14 protein-coding genes are annotated in these 19,523 nt (G+C 63.8%); 7 read left to right on the top strand and 7 right to left on the bottom strand.

Annotation, left to right across the window (positions count from 1 at the left end; all coding sequences use genetic code 11):
• Window positions 1-27: 27 nt before the first annotated feature.
• The 7 genes from gatB to KIH81_RS08755 all read left to right on the top strand — a co-directional run bounded on the left by gatB (window position 28) and on the right by KIH81_RS08755 (window position 10,527).
• Window positions 28-1,527 carry an Asp-tRNA(Asn)/Glu-tRNA(Gln) amidotransferase subunit GatB gene (gene gatB / locus KIH81_RS08785; RefSeq protein WP_214305012.1) on the top strand — a complete coding sequence of 500 codons (1,500 nt, stop codon included), beginning with the start codon at window positions 28-30 and terminating at the stop codon, window positions 1,525-1,527.
• Window positions 1,528-1,801: 274 nt separating this feature from the next.
• Window positions 1,802-2,845: a GNAT family N-acetyltransferase gene (locus tag KIH81_RS08780; RefSeq protein ID WP_214305011.1), complete on the top strand. Its 1,044-nt coding sequence runs from the start codon at window positions 1,802-1,804 to the stop codon at window positions 2,843-2,845.
• A 6-nt stretch (window positions 2,846-2,851) separates the two neighbouring features.
• Complete coding sequence (locus tag KIH81_RS08775) at window positions 2,852-3,166, top strand: DUF2469 domain-containing protein (protein WP_033890645.1); 315 nt, start codon at window positions 2,852-2,854, stop codon at window positions 3,164-3,166.
• 283 nt (window positions 3,167-3,449) lie between these two features.
• On the top strand, window positions 3,450-5,063 hold the full coding sequence (locus tag KIH81_RS08770; RefSeq protein ID WP_214305010.1) for an NAD(P)/FAD-dependent oxidoreductase: 1,614 nt from the start codon (window positions 3,450-3,452) through the stop codon (window positions 5,061-5,063).
• 529 nt (window positions 5,064-5,592) lie between these two features.
• Window positions 5,593-7,794 (top strand): transcription termination factor Rho, encoded by a 2,202-nt coding sequence (gene rho / locus KIH81_RS08765; RefSeq protein WP_214305009.1) that lies wholly within the window; start codon window positions 5,593-5,595, stop codon window positions 7,792-7,794.
• 97 nt (window positions 7,795-7,891) lie between these two features.
• Window positions 7,892-8,281, top strand: a complete 390-nt coding sequence (locus KIH81_RS08760; RefSeq protein WP_214305008.1) for a chorismate mutase — start codon at window positions 7,892-7,894, stop codon at window positions 8,279-8,281.
• Between the two features lie 122 nt (window positions 8,282-8,403).
• Window positions 8,404-10,527, top strand: a complete 2,124-nt coding sequence (locus KIH81_RS08755; RefSeq protein WP_214305007.1) for a hypothetical protein — start codon at window positions 8,404-8,406, stop codon at window positions 10,525-10,527.
• Window positions 10,528-10,709: 182 nt separating this feature from the next.
• Here KIH81_RS08755 and valS read toward each other — a convergent pair whose 3' ends face one another.
• The 7 genes from valS to KIH81_RS08720 form a co-directional block, all read right to left on the bottom strand.
• Window positions 10,710-13,460, bottom strand: a complete 2,751-nt coding sequence (gene valS, locus KIH81_RS08750; RefSeq protein WP_214305006.1) for a valine--tRNA ligase — start codon at window positions 13,458-13,460, stop codon at window positions 10,710-10,712.
• Window positions 13,461-13,603: 143 nt separating this feature from the next.
• Window positions 13,604-15,256 (bottom strand): ABC transporter substrate-binding protein, encoded by a 1,653-nt coding sequence (locus KIH81_RS08745; RefSeq protein ID WP_214305005.1) that lies wholly within the window; start codon window positions 15,254-15,256, stop codon window positions 13,604-13,606.
• A 276-nt stretch (window positions 15,257-15,532) separates the two neighbouring features.
• Window positions 15,533-16,201: an endonuclease III gene (gene nth, locus KIH81_RS08740; protein ID WP_214305004.1), complete on the bottom strand. Its 669-nt coding sequence runs from the start codon at window positions 16,199-16,201 to the stop codon at window positions 15,533-15,535.
• Window positions 16,202-16,227: 26 nt separating this feature from the next.
• Complete coding sequence (locus KIH81_RS08735; RefSeq protein WP_214305003.1) at window positions 16,228-17,025, bottom strand: winged helix-turn-helix transcriptional regulator; 798 nt, start codon at window positions 17,023-17,025, stop codon at window positions 16,228-16,230.
• Between the two features lie 264 nt (window positions 17,026-17,289).
• Window positions 17,290-17,994, bottom strand: a complete 705-nt coding sequence (locus tag KIH81_RS08730; protein WP_214305002.1) for a hypothetical protein — start codon at window positions 17,992-17,994, stop codon at window positions 17,290-17,292.
• Window positions 17,995-18,138: 144 nt separating this feature from the next.
• A complete protein-coding gene (locus KIH81_RS08725) occupies window positions 18,139-18,717 on the bottom strand; it encodes a manganese efflux pump MntP (protein WP_109057824.1) in 579 nt (192 codons plus the stop codon).
• Between the two features lie 169 nt (window positions 18,718-18,886).
• The gene (locus KIH81_RS08720; RefSeq protein ID WP_214305001.1) at window positions 18,887-19,381 is read right to left on the bottom strand and encodes an inorganic diphosphatase; all 495 of its coding nucleotides are present in this window, start codon (window positions 19,379-19,381) and stop codon (window positions 18,887-18,889) included.
• Window positions 19,382-19,523 lie beyond the last annotated feature (142 nt).

Raw genomic sequence — 19,523 nt, 5'->3', positions numbered from 1 at the left:
AAGCATCGGAAGGAAAACACAAACATCATGGCTGAAAAACTGATGAAGTACGCCGATGCCACCAAGAAGTATGACGTGGTCTTCGGCCTGGAAACGCACGTGGAGCTCAGCACGAACACCAAGCTGTTCTGCCCGGCCCACATCGAGTTCGGCGGCGAGCCAAACACCCAGCTGACCCCGGTCTCCCTGGGTCTGCCGGGTTCCCTGCCGGTGGTCAACAAGACCGCCGTCGACTACGCGATCAAGCTGGGTCTGGCCCTGCACTGCGAGATCGCCGAGTGGAGCCAGTTCGCCCGCAAGAACTACTTCTACCCGGACATGCCGCGCGACTACCAGATCTCCCAGTACGACAAGCCGACCAACGGCAACGGCTACCTGGACGTCGAGCTTGAGGACGGCACCGTGTTCCGTGTGCCGATCGAGCGCGCGCACATCGAGGACGACGCCGGCAAGAACACCCACGTCGGTGGTGCCGACGGCCGCATCGAAGGCGCCGACCACTCCCTCGTGGACTACAACCGCGCCGGCGTGCCGCTGATCGAGATCGTGACCAAGCCGATCGAGGGCGCGGGCGACCGCGCTCCGGAGATCGCCGGTGCGTACATGCGCGCCATCCGCGACATCGTGCGTGCGCTGGGCATCTCCCACGCCCGCATGGAGCAGGGCAACATGCGCGCCGACGTGAACGTCTCGCTGCGCCCGTCCGCCGACGCCCCGTACGGCACCCGTTCCGAAACCAAGAACGTGAACTCTTTCCGCGGCATCGAGAAGACCATCCAGTACGAGATCCGCCGTCAGGCTGCCCGTCTGGACGAAGGCAAGGAGATCCTGCAGGAGACCCGCCACTGGGATGAGGCCTCGCAGACCACCGCCGGCGGCCGCGTGAAGTCCGATGCGGACGACTACCGCTACTTCCCGGATCCGGATCTGGTGATGCTGCACATCACCAAGGAGCACATCGCCGAGATCCAGGCCCAGATGCCGGAGATGCCGCGCGAGCGCCGCAACCGCCTCAAGGCCGAGTGGGGCCTGACCGACCTGCAGATGCGCGACATCCTCAACGCCGACGCCCTCGACCTCATCGAGGAGACCGTCAAGGCCGGTGCCTCCGCCGCCGGTGCTCGCAAGTGGTGGCTGGGCGAGCTGTCCCGCGAGGCCAACGCCAAGGGCGTCTCCCTCGAGGAGCTGCCGGTCACCCCGGCTGACGTGGCCGAGGTCGAGAAGCTCATCGCCGACGGCAAGCTCAACGACAAGCTCGCCAAGCAGACCGTCGCCGGCGTGCTCGCCGGTGAGGGCACCCCGGACGAGGTCGTCAAGAAGCACGGCTACAAGATCGTCGAGGACAACGGTGCCATCGAGGCGGCCGTGGACGCGGCGTTCGAGGCCAACCCCGACGTGGTTGAGAAGCTCAAGAGCGGCAACATGAAGCCGATGGGCGTGATCATCGGTGCCGTCATGAAGGCCACCCGCGGCCAGGCCGACGCCAAGGCCGTGACCAAGGTCGTCATGTCCAAGATCAAGGGCTGATTCTTCGTTCAGTCTCACCATGGCTCCCCTCCTTGAGGGGAGCTGTCAGCGAAGCTGACTGAGGGGAGTACCGGATTCGTCCGTATGCTTTCCTTGGTTCGCTTTGCCGGACGGCTCCCCTCTTCGAGGGGAGCCTTTTTCGTATGCCTCTCCTTGTGCGCCACCGGCGTAAACATGTGGCGAACATCCCACTTCAGCCCGTTTCCAGCTTTCGTCCAGTCGAGTAAGATAGGTTCGGCACTGCAATATGAGTCGAAACAGGGGACGAGTACCAATGGCAGGGACCAACGAGGTGTTGAGCATGGCTACTGATGCGCGGATGAAGCGTGATTTGCCCGAACGCATCGTCATTCCTCCGATTCGCGGCGAAATGGTGCACCTGCGCCCGGCCACCGTGGAGGATCTGCCCCGCTTGGATGAGCTGGACGCCTTCTATGGCGCCTCCAAGATCACGGGCAAGGACGCGGCCACCGAGCGTGCCGTGGTGCACACCTGGGTCCGTCGCTCCCAAGCCTGGGAGGCCGGTCAGGCTCCCGCCGAATCCGGCGTGGGCGATCCCGAATCCCGCCGCACCATCGCCTGGGCCGTGCTGACCGACGCCGACCATGACGATGACGGCAAGGTGGACGCCGCCTCGACCGGCAACGTCATCGGCATGATCTTCCTCATCGACATCGATGGCTGGTCCCGCTCCGCACGCATCCAGATCGTGCTCGGCCGCGACTACCGTGGCCGCGGCTACTCACGTGACGCCATGCCGCGCGTGATGACGTACGGTTTCGCCCCCGAGCCGGCCGGCCTGGGCATGCATCGCATCTGGGTGGGCGTGCCGGAGAAGAACAGCCGCTCCATCTCCGTCTACCAGTCGCTCGGTTTCGTGCCGTCCGGCACCTCGCGCGACGCCCTGTGGGACGCGGAGAACAACAAGTACCAGGATCTCATCGTCATGGATACGCTGGTGGACGAGTACGATCCGATCCGTTCGCTCGACGCCTTCGGCATGCACCTCATCGAGGACAATCCGGGCGTCAAGGAGGCCCTGTCCGCCCGCGAGCACTCCATCGCCATCCAGCAGAACATCGCGAGCCCGGCCGATGCGCAGGACGGCGATGCCGGCAGCGATCCGGACCCGAAGCCGGCGGCAGCGGCACCGCAGCGGCAGGAAACCAAGGAAGAGCAGCGGAACGACTCCGGCGCGAACCGGATCGCCGACGAAGAAAGCAACTGGCCGTACGGTCAGAACGAACGCAAGACCTCGAAGGAAGCATGGTGGCGTACACTGGGCCGAGGCCGCAAGCGTGACACGGAAAGTGAGTAATCAAGCATGAGCGCCGAGGATCTCGACAACTACGAAACCGACGCCGAACTCGCACTGTATAAGGAATACCGAGACGTCATCAAGCTCTTCACCTACGTGGTGGAGACCGAACGCCGTTTCTACCTGGCGAACAAGGTGGACTTCAACGTCCGCTCCGCCGGACAGGACGTATACTTCGACGTGCAGCTCACCGATGCGTGGGTGTGGGACGTGTACCGTTCCAGCCGTTTCGTCAAGTCCGTCCGCATCGTGACGTTCAAGGACGTCAACGTCGAAGAGGTGCAGAAAACCGACATCGACATCCCTGACGACATCCATTAACCTCGGATTCATCTCCGATCGTTGTCGTTGACCGCTGAGGGAGCGGGATAGATGACGCTGGACACACTCAAGGCCGTTCGGCCAAGCTTACGGTCCAGCATCACCTATCCCGCTCCCTCAGCTCGTTGTTGGAGGAGGCAGACCGCGATTGGTCTGGGGAAAGATAGTTCTGTCGTTTTTGTTGTCGTGACTATGAATATTCGTTGAGGAAATGCACAAGGTCGGCGTGCGCTTCCGGGGCTTGGGATAAGCTATCGCTGATTTGGTTAGAAGGAGATTTCAAGTGAGCGAAAAGCAATCCGTGGTGATTATCGGCGGTGGCCCCGCCGGTCTGACCGCTGCCTGGGAGTTCGTCAAGGACGGAGGCGCTGAGAACTACGACGTGACCGTGCTCGAGGAGACCCGCGAATTCGGCGGCATTTCCCGCACCGTCAAGCACAACGGCAACCGCATGGACATCGGCGGTCACCGCTTCTTCTCGAAGGACACCCGCATCATGGACTGGTGGAAGGAGGTCCTGCCGCTGCAGGGCGCCCCCAGCTATGACGACAAGAAGCTCGGCCGTCACCACGATCTCGAACCCGGCGGCCCGGATCCCGAGGTCACCGATGAGGTGATGCTCAAGCGTCACCGCGTCTCCCGCATCTTCTACGGCGGCCGCTTCTTCGACTATCCGATCTCCCTGAAGCCCGCCACCTTCAAAGCCATGGGCTTCGTGATGACCATGCAGGCCGGCTTCAGCTACCTGAAGTCCATGTTCCACAAGCTGCCTGAGGACAATCTCGAGAACTTCTACATCAACCGCTTCGGCCGCAAGCTCTACTCCATGTTCTTCGAGGGCTACACGGAGAAGCTGTGGGGCCGTCACCCCTCCCAGATTTCCGCCGATTGGGGCGCCCAGCGCGTCAAGGGACTGAGCGTGATGGGCGTGCTGAAGAACGCCTTCCAGAAGCTGCTGCCCAAGAAGCGCTCCAACGCCGAGGTGGAGACCTCCCTCATCGAGGAGTTCTGGTACCCGAAGTACGGTCCGGGCCAGCTGTGGGAGACCGTGGAGAAGCGCTGCGCCGCCAACGGCGCCAAGGTGATCACCGACGCCAAGGTGGTCGAGGTGCGCCAGTCCAACGGTTCCATCTCCTCCGTGGTCTACGAGGATTCCGAGGGTAACCGCACCGAGCTGGCCGCCGACCAGTTCATCTCCTCCATGCCCATCAAGGACCTGGTCAACGCCATCGACGCTGCCGGTGAGGACGCCGAGGCCCCCGAGTCCAAAGTCGCCCCCGCGGACATGACCACCATCGCCAACGGCCTGCCGTACCGCGACTTCGTGACCGTGGGCCTGCTGGTCAAGCGCATGCGCCTGAAGAACACCACCAACATCCCCACCCTCGGCAACCCGCCGATCGTGCCGGACTGCTGGATCTACGTGCAGGATCCGGGCTACACCGTGGGCCGTATCCAGGTGTTCAACAACTGGAGCCCGTACCTGGTCAAGGACGTGGACAACACCGTCTGGATCGGTCTTGAGTACTTCTGCAACGAGGGCGACGCCTTCTGGAACATGAGCGAGGAGGACTGCGTCAAGTTCGCCATTCACGAGATGGTGCGCATGAAGGTCATCTCCAGCCCGGACGACGTGCTCGACACCCACCGCGAGAAGGTCAAGAAGGCCTACCCGGCCTACTTCGACACCTACGCCCAGATGGACGAGCTCGTCGAATACCTCGACTCCTTCGGCAACCTCTACTGCGTGGGCCGCAACGGTCAGCACCACTACAACAACATGGATCACTCGATGGCCACCGCCATCGAGGCCGTCGGCAACATCAAGACCGGCAAGACCTCCAAGAAGAACGTGTGGTCGGTCAACACCGAAAAGTCCTACCACGAAGAAAAGTAAATAACGGAGCGTCAACGGCCTTTTCTCAGCGCTCGACGTACCTTCGTACGCCTTCGGCTTCGAACGGCCGTTGCCGCACACGTTATTTACTTTTCTTGGAAAAGCACCGCTTTTCTTTCGGCTCCCCTCGCTGAGGGGAGCTGTCGAACGAAGTGAGACTGAGGGGAGCCCCGCTGGAAATCACAGCCGGGCTCCCTTTCGTTTTTCTCCCTAGCTCCCTTCGCTGAGGGGAGTTTTTGCTGGACTCTGTTAAACCAAGATCGACATGGATTCCACCGGACTACCCCTCAGTCGGCTTCGCCGCCAGCTCCCCTGACAAGGGGAGCCAAGATAGGGGAATGCCGATCTTGGATTAACAGAGCTTTTTACTATGTGTGCGCTGTTTTTGCGTTGGTCGGCGAGCCGTTGTACAGTATTCGAAGTTCGCTAGGTAACAGAGACGCCGCGAACCTCTATGTGCGGTACAACCGCAAATCACTCTTAACGCCGTCAGAGGCGCAAGCCTGTTCGGTATGGAAAGGGCACACTAGTGGCAAACAGCCAGAATCTTGAGGATATGAAGCTGCCTGAGCTCAAGGAGCTCGCCAAGCAGATGGGTCTGCGCGGAACGTCGACCATGCGCAAGCCCGACCTTCTCGCCACCCTGCAGGCCGCGCGCAACGGCGGTGAACCGCCGGCCGGCGTCACGGTGCGCGCGCCCAAGACCGCCGCTCCGGCCGCCAAGGAAGCCGCGGAGACCAAGCCGGCCACCGCCGACCAGGCCCCGGCCGTGCAGCCCGTTCCGACCACCGACCAGCCCGCTGCCGCTCCCGCCGCAACCGCACAGGACCAGCCGCAGCAGACCCCGGCCGAAACCGCCGAAAAGCTGTCCAAGGCCGAAAAGCCCGCCAAGTCCGGCAGGGGCGAGAAGTCCGTTTCCGACGTCGTGGCCCAGCTTGACCTGCCGTCCCTGGATGCCGCCTCCTCCGAACCGCGCCGCTCCCGTCGTGCGCTGGACAACAAGGACGCCAAGGACCACACGGACGACACCCGTTCCTACCGTCGTAACAAGAACGACGATCAGGCCGAATCCGGCCGTCGCAAGACCCGTCAGCACACCGATGGCGACGACCTGCTCGCCACGCTCGACCTTGGCGGCGATGCCGAGGGCCGCCGTCGCCGCAATCGCCGTGACGAGAATGCCGAACCGCTGATTCGCCGCGTGCGCGACGATGAGGACGAGCAGCCGCGCCGTCGTCGCCGTCAGGAAGGCGACGAGGAGAACGTGCGCGACCTCGACGACATCCTGGCCACCCTGCCCACGCAGAAGCAGGAGCAGTCCGAGGACGCCGAACAGGGCGAGGACCGCGATTTCGTGCGCCGCAGCCGCAATCGTGACCGTGGCAACGACCGTAACGATCGCGCCGAGCACAATGATCGCGCCGACCGCCGTGGCCGTCGCCTGCGTGGCCGCGACCGCGACAACATGGGTGCCGGCGACGATGATCGCCGTTACGACGATCGCGCCGACCGTGGCAATGATCGTGCCGACCGCAACGATCGCAACGACCGTGCGGACCGCCGCGAGGAGCCGCAGGAGGATCTGGTGCCGGTTGCCGGCATCGTGGACGTGTTGGATTCCTACGCCTTCGTGCGCACCTCCGGCTACCTGCCCGGCCCGAACGACGTGTATGTCTCCATGGGACAGGTCAAGAAGTATGGCCTGCGCAAGGGCGACGCCGTGCACGGTTCCATCCGCGCCCCGCGCGAGGGCGACCGCCGCAACCAGCGCCAGAAGTTCGTGCCGCTGCAGTCCATCGACTCCATCAACGGCCAGAGCGTCGAAGAGACCCTGAACCGTCCGCAGTTCTCCAAGCTCACCCCGCTGTACCCGCAGGAGCGCCTGAAGCAGGAGACCACGCCGAACAAGATCACCGGCCGCATCATGGATATCGTGGCCCCGATCGGCAAGGGCCAGCGTGGCCTGATCGTCTCCCCGCCGAAGGCCGGCAAGACCATCACGCTGCAGAACATCGCCAACGCCATCGCCACCAACAATCCCGAGGTGCACCTCATGGTGGTGCTGGTGGACGAGCGTCCGGAAGAGGTCACGGACATGGAGCGCACCGTGCAGGGCGAGGTCATCTCCTCGACCTTCGATCGTCCGGCCTCCGACCACACCACCGTCGCCGAACTCGCCATTGAGCGCGCCAAGCGTCTGGTGGAGCTCGGTCAGGACGTGGTGGTGCTGCTCGACTCCATGACCCGACTGGCCCGCGCGTACAACATCGCCGCCCCGGCTTCAGGTCGCATCCTGTCCGGTGGTGTGGACGCCCAGGCCCTGTACCCGCCGAAGAAGTTCTTCGGCGCCGCCCGCAACATCGAGAACGGCGGCTCGCTGACCATCATCTCCTCCGCACTGGTGGAGACCGGCTCCAAGATGGACGAGGTGATCTTCGAGGAGTTCAAGGGCACCGGCAACATGGAGCTGCGCCTGAGCCGCGAGCTGGCGGACAAGCGACTCTTCCCGGCCATCGACATCAACGCCTCCGGCACCCGCCGCGAGGAGCTGATCACCGAGCCCAAGGAACTGCCGATCATCTACCGTCTGCGTCGACTGCTCGGCGGCATGGAGCCCGAGCAGGCCTACCAGACGCTGGTGCCGCGCCTCAAGAAGACCGCCACCAACCGCGACTTCCTGGCCGCCATCGTGCAGCAGGCCAACAACGGCAACGCCGTGAACGGCAACTGATTTCGATTCCTCGGTTCCCCTTGCCAGTGGTGAGGGGAACTTTTTAATGCACGATGAAGCATCGACGGCTTCCCGAGACTGGAGTATCCTCGAATCTATGAGCGAAACGAGCAGTGACTGGCAGAGGACGACCATCGATTCCGCCCAAGCGGCGGCCCACCCGGAGACCGCGAAGGCGGTGGCGCAGATCAAAGCGCTTCGTCAATCCATCGACAACATCGATTCCGCGGTCATTTCACTGCTCGCCGAGCGGTTCAAGACCACGTCACAGGTGGGTGTGCTGAAGGCCAACGCCGGGTTCGCTCCGGAGGACACCAAGCGTGAGGACTACCAGATTGAGCGCCTCCATCGCATCGCCGTCGATGCCGGCCTTGACCCGGAAATCGCGGAGAAATACCGCGAATTCGTGGTGACCGAAGCCAAGAAGCGCCACCAGCGCATCGCCGATGCCGGCGGTGATCCGGGCGTTCTGGACGTGTTCGCCTAATTTCCGCTGGGGCGTGCCTCGACTAGATTGATACGGAGTTGGTTATCCGCCCCGGTCCGTGAGTCGCGCGCGAGTGCGCTGCCTGATGCATGTTGACCGGCCGTATCGATGGGATTGATGGTATGAAGCTTGCCGCCGCCTTGGTCAGCTGCGCCCTGTGCGTGACGGCCGCCACCGGTGGTGCATGGCTCAGCCGTCCGGCCGACGTGGACTACGGACCTCTGCTGGCCTCCGCCGCCGACCGATACGCCGTGCTGGATGACGGAGGCGCGCCCGTACGCTGGTATGTGACCGGTTCGGTAAACGGGACGGCCGCGTCCGGCGCCGATTCCGACGCCGCCGTCGCGCGCATTCCCGCCGACTCCGATACCGCCCCGACCTCCCCATGGAAGGTCACGGTCACCTACTCGCTCGATGGTCCGAACGTGGACGCCGCAACCGTGAGCGGCGCATCCGGTCTCGTCGGCATATACATCGATGTCAAGCCCGCCACTGACGAGGCTGACGGAAGCGTTCCCGTCGTCGCGTTCACCGTGCCCACCCAGGTCTCCGACGACATCTCCGTGGATAAAGGCGTCTCACTCGCCACGCAAGGTTCGAACACTGTCGTCGCGGCGGCCGGTACAGCCGGTTCCGGTCTGAGTTTCAGCTGCTATATGAACGCCAAGGACTTCACGATGAGTGCCGTGGCGCTCGCCTCGCTGCCTGAGGCGGCCGGTGAATCCGGCAACGCCGCGTCGGTCTCAGGTTCCGATGCCGCACAACTCACCACGACCGCAGCCGCGCTGGTCGACTCCCTGACCGACGCCGGCTCAGGCGAGCACCAGCAGCTCGTGGATCAGCTCAAGGCCCTGCGGGACAACGAGCGCAAGCTGGACCAGTCCGTGGTGGCCGAGCGTAAAGCCGCCCACAAGCAGACGTTCGAAGGCTACATGGCCGCGTACGTGAGCTCGTACACCAATCACCTGTCGGGCTCCATCGGCACGTCCACACAGCTGCCCGCGCTGATGGGAACCGCCGGCGAACTGTCCGGCGATACGCCGCTTGCGCAGGCCGTGATTGACCTGGCCAACGCGGTGAACAACGTGAGCGCCGCACACATGCACGCGGGTGCCGTGGATGCGTTGGACGAGGTGATCCGCCGCATCCAGCAGCAGGGCACCACCGGTCTTATCGACGATCTGACCTCCGAGGCCGCCGAGGAGGCCACCAAGGGATCCAAGCAGTACTCCGAGGGGCAGAGCCAGCTTTCCGCCGCGATGATCCCGTATTCGATGAAATACACGGACGTCTACACCGCCAACCTGTCCGCGCTGACCGGCGGCACGTCCTCCGGCGCCTCCGCCTACGCACAGCAGGCCATCGCCGAGACGAACGACAGCGACGATCTGAAAGACGCGCAATCCAAGGTGGACGCCGCCATGAGCACGTTGGCCGCAGCCTGCGAGCACACCGGCAAATCCCAGGCGCTGAAGCAGATCGTGCTGCGCTTCTCCGATCAGTTCGAGGGCGGGGACAATGCGGGCGCCACGCAGAATGGCAGTGCGGACAGTGATTCCGGCAATACCGGATCCACTACGGCCTCGGATGCGGCGAAGACGTCCAAGAATGGCGAGAGCAAGAACACCGAAACCAGTCAGGCCAAAACCATCAGCGAATCCCGTGCGCTCGCCGGACTGGCGGACCCGCAGTCGCGGTCGTTCTACGGCCGCACCAAGGCCGCCGACGCCAAACGCAAGGCCCAGGCCGCACTGAAGCAGGCCGAGGCCGCCAAACAGCAGCAATCGCAGGACGCCAACGCCTCGCTCGTGGACGATACGATGTCCATGTCCGCCGGCGACGTGATGAGTTACGCCAATGGTCTCACCTCCGCGTTGGGCGGCGGCAAGTCGTCCAGCGACTCCGGTGCGTCCGGCAGTGGTGATGCCGGCCAGTCCGGTCAGTCGCAATCCAATACGTCCGGTTCCGCGGCAACCGGTGACGGCACTTCGGCGACGTCCGGCAAGTCGGGTCAGTCGGGTCAGTCCGGCGATGCCGCGGACGACACCGACACTGCGCCCGTCCTGTTCGGCTTCGACAAGGGCGGTACGTTGCTCACGCATGACATGAGCACGCTCATCGGCGAGACCGTGGAACTCGGCGACGCCGGCACGCTCATCGCCCAAGCCATCAACCAGCTCGGCTCGTCCGTGCCCCAAGCCAACACCGGCGATCCCCGCTACTTGCTCGTCATTCCTACTGTCTGATCTGTAAGGAGATGCCTTCATCGCCGGGGAATCGGTACAGGCCGTGGTTGGCGTGATATTGCGGTGTCTGCAATTACACGGAAATATGAATATATGGTATGAAAACGATATGGGGGAAGCCCCGACCGTACTGGTCGGGGCTTCCCCCATATGTGCGCTTCTTTCGGTCGCCGGATGGCGGCTTACTTGGCCTTTTTGACGGGAGGTTCGCCGAGCTCGCTGGACTCGACGGCGACTTCGGCAGCCTCAGCGGTTGCGGCTTCGGCGGCGTCCTCGGCGGACTCCTCCTCGGCGTGCTTGGCCACGAGATCGAACTTGCCCACCACACGGCCGGCCTGCGCGATATCGGTCAGCGCGGCGCGAATCGCGTCCACGCCGTCCTGCGCGGCGGTCAGCGCCACGGAGAGAATCGGCGTCTTCATGGAGACCTTGGCCTCGGACTTGATCTTGCGCAGCTGCTCCACGGCCTTGCCTGCCCAAGCCAGCGTCTCCGGCGAAACACCGGCGGCAGCCGCGGCGTACGGCTCCGGGGTCGGCCAGGCGGCGCGATGCACGGAACCGGAGCCGGCGTGCATCCAGCTCCACACCTCTTCAGTGGCGTACGGCAGGTACGGGGCCAGCAGGCGGGCGAAGGCGTCCAGACCCAGGCCCAGCGCGGTGCGGGCGGAACGGACGGCCTTCTCGGACGGGGCCACGCCCTTCTCATCCGGGGTGCCGTAGGCGCGGTTCTTGACCAGCTCGATGTAGTCGTCGCAGAACTGCCAGAAGTAGGACTCGATGGCCTCCAGCGCCTTGGAATGCTCGTAGGCCTCCAGCGCGTCGGTGGCCTGACGGATCACATGGGCCAGCTTGGCCATGGCGGCGCGATCCAGCGGCTCGGTCACGTCGGCCGGGTTCCACACGGCCTCGGCTGCGGCACCCACATGATGGTTCTCGTCCTCGCGGCCGATGGCCAGCGCGAACTTGGTGGCGTTCAGCAGCTTGATGGCCAGTCGACGGCCGATCTTCATCTGGCCGATGTCGTACGTGGCATCCAGGCCCAGACGGGCGGCGGCGGCCCAGTAGCGCACGGCGTCCGCGCCGAACTTCTCGATCGGCTCGTTCGGCACCACCACGTTGCCCTTGGACTTCGACATCTTCTTGTGGTCCGGATCGAGAATCCAGCCGGACAGCGTGGCGTGGGCCCACGGCAGGCACTTGTTCTCAAGGTGTGCGCGGTCCACGGTGGAGAACAGCCAGGTACGGATGATGTCCTGGCCCTGCGGGCGCAGATCCATCGGGAACGTGGCGTTGAACAGGGCCTTGGAGGCCTCGTCCGGCTCGGCCCAGTGGGTCACGATCTGCGGGGTGAGCGAGGAGGTCGCCCACGTATCCATGATGTCCTTCTCGGCAGTGAAGCCGCCGGGCACGTCGCGCTGGTCCTCGGTGTAGCCGGCCGGCACGTCGATGGTCGGGTCGATCGGCAGGATGTCCTCGCTCGGAGTGATCGGGTGATCGTAATCCGGCTCGCCATCGGCCTTGACCGGGTACCACAGCGGGAACGGCACGCCGAAGAAGCGCTGGCGGGAGATGAGCCAGTCGCCATTGAGACCGTGGACCCAGTTCTCGTAGCGCACGCGCATGAAGTCGGGGTGGAAGTTCAGCTCCTTGCCGCGCTCGATGAGCTCGGCGTTCAGCTTGGCGTCCGTGCCGCCGTTCTTCAGGTACCACTGGCGGGAGGTGACGATCTCGAGCGGCTTGTCGCCCTTCTCGTAGAAGTTCGTCATACGCTTGGTCGGCGTCGGCTCGCCGTCCAGATCGCCGGACTCGCGCAGCTTGTCCACAATCACCTTGCGGGCGGAGAACGTGGTCTTGCCGGCGGTTTCCGCGAAGATCTCGCGGCCGGCCGGATCGGTGATCCAGTCCGGGGTGTCCATCACGATGCGGCCGTTGCGCTGGATGATCGGACGGGTGGGCAGCTTGAGATCGCGCCACCACTGCACATCGGTCACGTCACCGAACGTGCAGCACATGGCGATGCCGGCGCCCTTGTCCATCTCGGCGGCCGGGTGGGCCAGAATCGGCACCTTGACCTTGAACAGCGGGGAGTAGACCTCCTGGCCGAAGTACTTCTTGTAGCGGTCGTCGTCCGGGTTGGCGATCAGCGAGGTGCAGGCCGCCAGCAGCTCCGGGCGGGTGGTCTCGATGTAGATCGGGGTGCTGTCCTCGAAGCGGAAGGCCACCTTGTGGTAGAAGCCCGGGTACTCGCGGCTCTCAAGCTCGGCCTGGGCCACGGCGGTCTGGAAGGTCACGTCCCACAGGCCCGGGGCGTCCTGCTGGTAGGCCTCGCCGCGGGCGAGGTTGCGCAGGAAGGCCTTCTGGGCCACGCGCTGCGGGTGCTCGCCGATGGTGTGGTAGGTCTGGGACCAGTCGATGGACAGGCCCAGCTTTCGCCACAGCGCCTCGAACAGCTTCTCGTCCTGGGCGGTCAGCTTCTCGCACAGCTCGATGAAGTTCTTGCGGGAGATCGGGACCTGGTCCTTGGCGTCGATCTTCTTGCCATCGGTGCCTTCGAACGGCGGCTTGAAGTCCGGGTCGTACGGCAGGGAGACGTCCACGCGCACGCCGTAGTAGTTCTGCACACGGCGCTCGGTAGGCAGGCCGTTGTCGTCCCAGCCCATCGGGTAGAACACGTCGAAGCCGCGCATGCGCTTGTAACGCGCGATCACATCGGTGTGCGTGTAGGAGAACACGTGGCCCACGTGCAGCGAACCTGAGACGGTGGGCGGCGGGGTGTCGATGGAGTACACGGCCTTGCGGTCGCGGGTGTTCTGGAATTTGTAGGTGCCGTTCTCATCCCAAACGGCGCGCCACTTATCCTCAAGACCGTCCACGCCGACCTTGTCGGGCAGTGGGGTGAGGCTGGCGTTGATGATGGAATTGCCTTCAGTCATAAGGCCAAAGTCTATGCGTGTTGCATGACAAGGCGGCCTTTTCCGGCCCTTTTGCCGGTGACCCCGTGGGCGGTGTATCGGGGCTTGACGTCCGGTGCCGGGAACTGCGGAATCCTGGTGGGCCTGCCACGCTCCTCAGGATTTCAGTCGATGCGTACGTTCGCCAGCGGCAGTCGCTGATCCGTCAGCGCGGTCGGGTACCCGCTCACGCCGCTTCGCGCGGCCGTGAAACAGGCCCGTGTGTACAGCCAGTCGGCGGCCGCATCCTCGCTGAGTAGCCGCGCATACGTTTTCATCCGCTCCGCATAGTCCGCATCGTTCGTGGCCGCCCGCGCCGATGCATACGCTTGCTGCGCCTCCGCGCGGTCGTAGTGGAACGGTCCGTTCCCGTCCACGAACAGGCCGGCGTCGTCCGTGCCGTCCATGCTCATCAGCGTCATCTCCCACGTGCCGGCCTGGATACGCGCCGCATAATCGGCGTCGGAAAGCACCTCAAGGTTCACGTTCGGCCGCGGCCCCTGTTCGATCTGCTGCTTGATGGTCTCCGCCAACGTTCGCCAACGCTCGGTGACCACCAGATTCACCGTCGTCAGGTACTGGTCGCCGAAATACCCGAACATCGACTGCGCCTGGGCCGTGTCATAGGGGAACAGCCCGGTCAGATCCTCATAGCCCGATTCGAGCGGGCTGATGGGTCCGCCCAACGCTCCGTTGCTGCCGGCTTGAGAGCCCGCGATACCAGCTGCGTCGATCTGGTAGCGGAACGCCTTGCGCGCCTGTTCGTCCGAGAGCAGCGAATCGGTGCCGTGATTGTACGCCAGCATCACCTTGCTCGTGGTGGCGCCTTTGGTCACGGTGATGCCGCTCGTTGTGCTTGCCTTCGCGGACTCGCTCTGCAGCGATGCCGCCGCATCCGCGCCGAGATTCTGGGCCAGCTCGATATCGCCGCTCTGCAGAGCCTTCATCAGTGCGGTGTCACTGTCGTACTTGGTCATGGTCACGGCGGCGCTCGCCGCCTTGGTGCCGTGATACTCGTCGTTGCGAGCGAGGGTGAGTGATTGGCCGGAGCGGAAGTCGCGCACGGTGAACGGTCCGGAACCCACGGCCTTCGTGGCGTAGTCGGCACTGCCCACTTCCGCATCGAACACGACGCCGAGCTTGCCGGACAACGTTCGCAGCAGTGTGGGATTCGGTTGGTTCAGGGTGATGACGACGGTCGTGGCGTCCGGATTGGCCACCGAGGCGAGGCTGCCGAGACTGTTCGTATCGCGGCTGCCGATGGAATTACCGGCGGACTGATTCGTGGTCTGGTTTGCGGCCTGACCATTGACCGCCTGCTGCAGCGACCACACCACGTCCGCCGCGTCCAACGTGTGCCCATTGGAGAACGTGACGTTTTTGGCGATGGTGAGGGTGTAGGTCAGGCCGTCATTTGTCACGGTCCATTTCGTGGCGAGTCCCGGCTGAAGCCGGTTCTGCTGGTCCACGGTGACGATCGTTTCGTACACGTTGCCGATGAGTAGTCGTTCAGCGGGGGAGACGGTGTCGATTGCGGTCGGATCGGCGGCGGATTCGCTTGCTTCCGATGATGCGGACGGTCGGATATCCAGCGATTCCGGCATATCCGTCACGCCAATTTTTACGGTCGTGGCATCTTCGGTGCCCGCATTACCGAACGGAATCAGCGGGCGATGATTGATGACCGACCAGCCGGCCCAGACGAGCGCGCTGAGCAGTGCGGCCACCCCCAGAAAGACTCCCCACTGAACCCACGCATTGTCCCGTCTGCTTCGCATGGAGCCCAGTCTAGCGGTGGCGAGCGATGGGGAGACGGTACGGGCGTAGGTTGTATGCCATGCGTTGGCTATCTGACTTCACTGACGGTTCTTTTTGCGACGTTTTCTAACCAGTGACTGTCGGTTTGCCGTCGCTAAGCGGCTCAGTGATGGCAGAAGGCCAGTGCTTGGACGCATACCGTCGCGAAAACCGGATTTAGCAAAGGGAACAAGCCAAGTACTGGCCCTCCGCCTTCACTGAGAGGCTTCAGTGAAGCCATGTGACCGGCCCCTGGCCTACGCCTTCGCCGGCTCGAAGCTGGGACAGGAATCGGCGAGCGGGCAGTGCTCGCAGTCCGGCGTGCGGGCATGGCAGGTGGCCCGGCCGAACAGGATGAGCCGATGGGACAGATCCGTCCATTCCTCGGGCGGGAAGCAGGCGGTGATTTCCTTTTCGACCTTGACTGGATCGGACTTCGCGATGCGCCAGTCCGAACGCCAGCGCAGACGGCCGGTCACGCGCATCACATGCGTATCCACCGGGAAGCCGGGGATGCCGAAGGCGTTGCCAAGCACCACGTTCGCGGTTTTACGGCCCACGCCCGGCAGGCTGGTCAGCTCCTCCATCGTATGCGGCACCTCGCCGCCGAACCGTTCGTCCAGAGCGGTGGCAAGGCCGATGAGATGCTGGGTTTTGGAGCGGTAGAAGCCCAATGGATGGATGATGTCCTCCACTTGGGCGGGGTTGGCGGCGGCCAGCGCGGCGGCGGTGGGGAACGTGGCGAACAGTTCCGGGGTCACGGTGTTCACGCGCTTGTCCGTGGTCTGGGCGCTCAGCACGGTGGCGATGAGCAGTTGCAGCGGCGTGGAGAAATGCAGTGCGCACTCGGGAGCGGGAATCACCTGACACAGGATGGCGTATTCATGATGCATCCGCTCGATTCGCGCGGTTTTGGTCTCGCGCATGGGATTTGCCTCGAATCGGCTCAGAATCAGGCGGCGGTGTTGAGCGCCGGAGCGCCGCCGTCGGCATCGGGATCGACTGCGTCACCGCGGATGGCCGACTGTGCGGCCTGCTTGGCCGCGGCCTCGCCACGGTCGTTCTCGGGCGGGTCGAAGCGGTAGCCCACGTTACGCACGGTGCCGATGAGATGCTCGTATTCGCCGCCGAGCTTGGCGCGCAGACGACGGATGTGCACGTCCACGGTGCGGGTGCCGCCATAGTAGTCGTAGCCCCACACCTCCTGCAGCAGCTGGGCGCGCGTGAACACGCGACCGGGGTGCTGGACCAAGTACTTGAGCAGTTCGAATTCCTTGTACGCCAGATCGATGGGGCGACCATGCAGGGATGCGGTGTATCCATTGGTGTCCACGATGAGATCGCCGGAGCGGATCTGCCCGTCCTCCACGGTGGTGCCGGGTTCGGTGGAGGCGCCGGACGGCGAGCTGGTAGCGGGCGCATTGCCGCGTTCGGAAACGAGGCGCAGACGACCTTCGACCTCGGCGGGGGAGGCGGTGGTCACCACCACGTCCGCGATGCCCCACTGGGAGTTGACCACGGTGAAGCCGCCTTCGGTGAGCACCAGCACGATCGGCGTGGACAGGCCGGAGGCGTGGATGAGGCGGCACAGCGTCTTGGCGGTGGCCAGATCGTCGCGGGCGTCCAGGAACAGAATGGTGTTCTCCGGCATCTTCACCAGGCTTGCCGCATCCATGGGCAGCACGCGCACACGATGGGAGAGCAGGGCGAGGGACGGCAGTACGGTGGCGGGATCGCTGGCGAATGTCATCAACGTAAGATCCGTCACGCTAATTCCCCCTCTTACTTGATTTCGCGGCAGGACCGCGATTCTTATCGATGCAAGGTCCGTGAGTCGAACGTTGTCACGCCGCTGCCGTCACGTTGACATTATTGTACGCGCGTGTGCGGGACACATGGATGTTACGTATGCGGAATATGAACGTGCCCCGTCTGCGAGGCAACTCACAAACGGGGCACGGTGTCAGGTATTGGAATGATTGTTGAATGATTCCGGGGCGCGGCAGAGCCGGCTTCAGGCTCCCAGACGGGACAGGATCAGCGTCGCGGCGGCGATGGTCACGCCCATCAGCATCACCGGCAGCAGACCGGTGCCGATCCACGGGTGGCGAATCGCCGGATCCGGGTCTGCGTCACGCACCCACAGCGTGGACGCGACGGCCAGGGCGAGCGCCAGAACCACCAGCACGATGACGGTCACGGTACCGGCGGTGGTGCCCCTGAGCAGCATGGAACCCAGCGCCGGCAGGAAGCACCAGCCGGCCACCGCGATGGCGGCCACGCCGGAGGTCACGGCATGGGAGAGCGAACGGATGAGGTGTGAACGGTTCTCACGGGCCATTTGGCGGCCGAAGGAGAAGATCACCAGCACCAGCAGCAGCAGGCCGGCGGCCAGCGCCCATGAATACCACGGGTAGGCCTCGCCGCTTTTGGCGATCTGCTCGGGCGGGACGTCGCCGGACGGGAACGGCGCCGCCACGAAGATCAGCGAGGCCACGCCGAACGCGATGGTGACCGCACGGTCCAGCGTGGAGCCGCGGAACGGCCAGAACAGCACGAATTCGCCCAGCACCAGTGCCGCGATGATCAGCGGAATGGCCGGGAACATGCCGCGGGTGGGGATGGCCGTGGCGGCGATGAGCAGCACATAGGCCGTGAACTGGGTCAGCAACATGCCCAAAGCCTTGTTCTTCCAATTCGGCTGGGTGATTTCGCTCATGTTGAAGCCTCTCGGTAGGAAAACGTCTCATAATATCCTACGTCGTGCGCAGGAAAGCGGACGATTGCGGGCTTTTGCTGCGGACTTGCGCTTCGGAAGCCTGTGCCTGCCCGACATCGATTGCAGCGGTGATTGCAGCAGCGACTACAGCGCCAGGATGCCGAGATGCTCCAGCAGCACCTTGAGGCCGATGAGGATCAGCACCACGCCGCCTGCGATCTGCGCAGGCTTCTGCCAGCGGGAGCCGAATACGCGGCCGATGTAGAGGCCCGCGGCGGAGAACAGGCCGGTGATCACGCCGATCGTGGTCACGGCGAAGATGATGTTGGTCTTCATGAACGCCAGGCTCACGCCCACGGCGAAGGCGTCGATGCTGCATGCCACGGCCAGCGGGAGCATGTGCTTCCAGTCGAACTGGGCGGTTTCCTTGGCGTTCTCCTCGTCCTCCTCGAACGCCTCGTGCACCATGTTGCCGCCGATGAACACGAGCAGGCCGAAGATGATCCAATGATCGAACGCGGTGACGTATGAGCTGAACGTCGAGGCTGCGAAATAGCCAAGAATCGGGAACAACGCCTGGAATCCGCCGAACCAGAGCGCGGTTTTGATGGCATCCTGCACGCGGACCCGCGTGACGGTCAGTCCCTTTCCGATGGAAACGGCAAACGCATCCATAGCCACGGAAACGGAAATCAACAAGGTTTGAATGATGATCGAAATCATGAATATGAAGAAGGTTCATCGCCGGGCATCCGCGCGATGGGCCTCGACCAGCGTCCCCACACGCCGCCTACGCCTAGTTGAAAAGACAAGAAGGCATTATACACGAAAGGACCAAACAAATATGGCTTCCCTCGTGTGAGGGAAGCCATGAAGTCAGAACGTCAGAGCGTCACTTCTGGGAATCGGCGAGACGCTGACGAGCTTCGACAATCTCCTTCTCCGCAACATCAGCACCGGTCCAGTAATCGCCGGGCTTGACTTCCTTGCCGGGCTCCAGGGCCTTGTACTGCTCGAAGAAGTGCTTGATTTCGGCGAGGTGGTACTCGTTGACGTCCTTGACGTCCTTGATGCCGTCGTAACGGACATCGGCCGGCACGCACAGCACCTTGTCGTCGCCGCCCTCTTCGTCCTCCATGTGGTACAGACCCACAGCGCGGCACTCGATGACGCAGCCCGGGAACACGGAGTTGTTGACCATCACCAGGGCGTCCAGCGGATCGCCATCCTCGCCCAGGGTGCCCTCGATGTAGCCGTAGTCATCCGGGTAGCCCATGGCGGTGAACAGCTCGCGGTCCAGGAAGACGCGGCCGGTCTCCTGGTCGACTTCGTACTTGTTCTTGGAACCGCGCGGGATCTCGACCACGACGTTGAAGGTTTCTGCCATTGTTTTCTCCTTAGGGAATCGGCAAACTATTCGTTACACACACTACTACCTCGGGCGGCGCGCAGTCACGCTGCGTCGCGGTCCGAGAACGGAAAAGCGGGAACCGGACATCTCCGACTCCCGCTTTCCTATGGACTGATCA

The sequence above is a fragment of the Bifidobacterium miconisargentati genome, assembly GCF_019331675.1.
Lineage (GTDB): Bacteria > Actinomycetota > Actinomycetes > Actinomycetales > Bifidobacteriaceae > Bifidobacterium > Bifidobacterium miconisargentati.
This window is presented reverse-complemented; position numbering and strand designations above follow the sequence as displayed.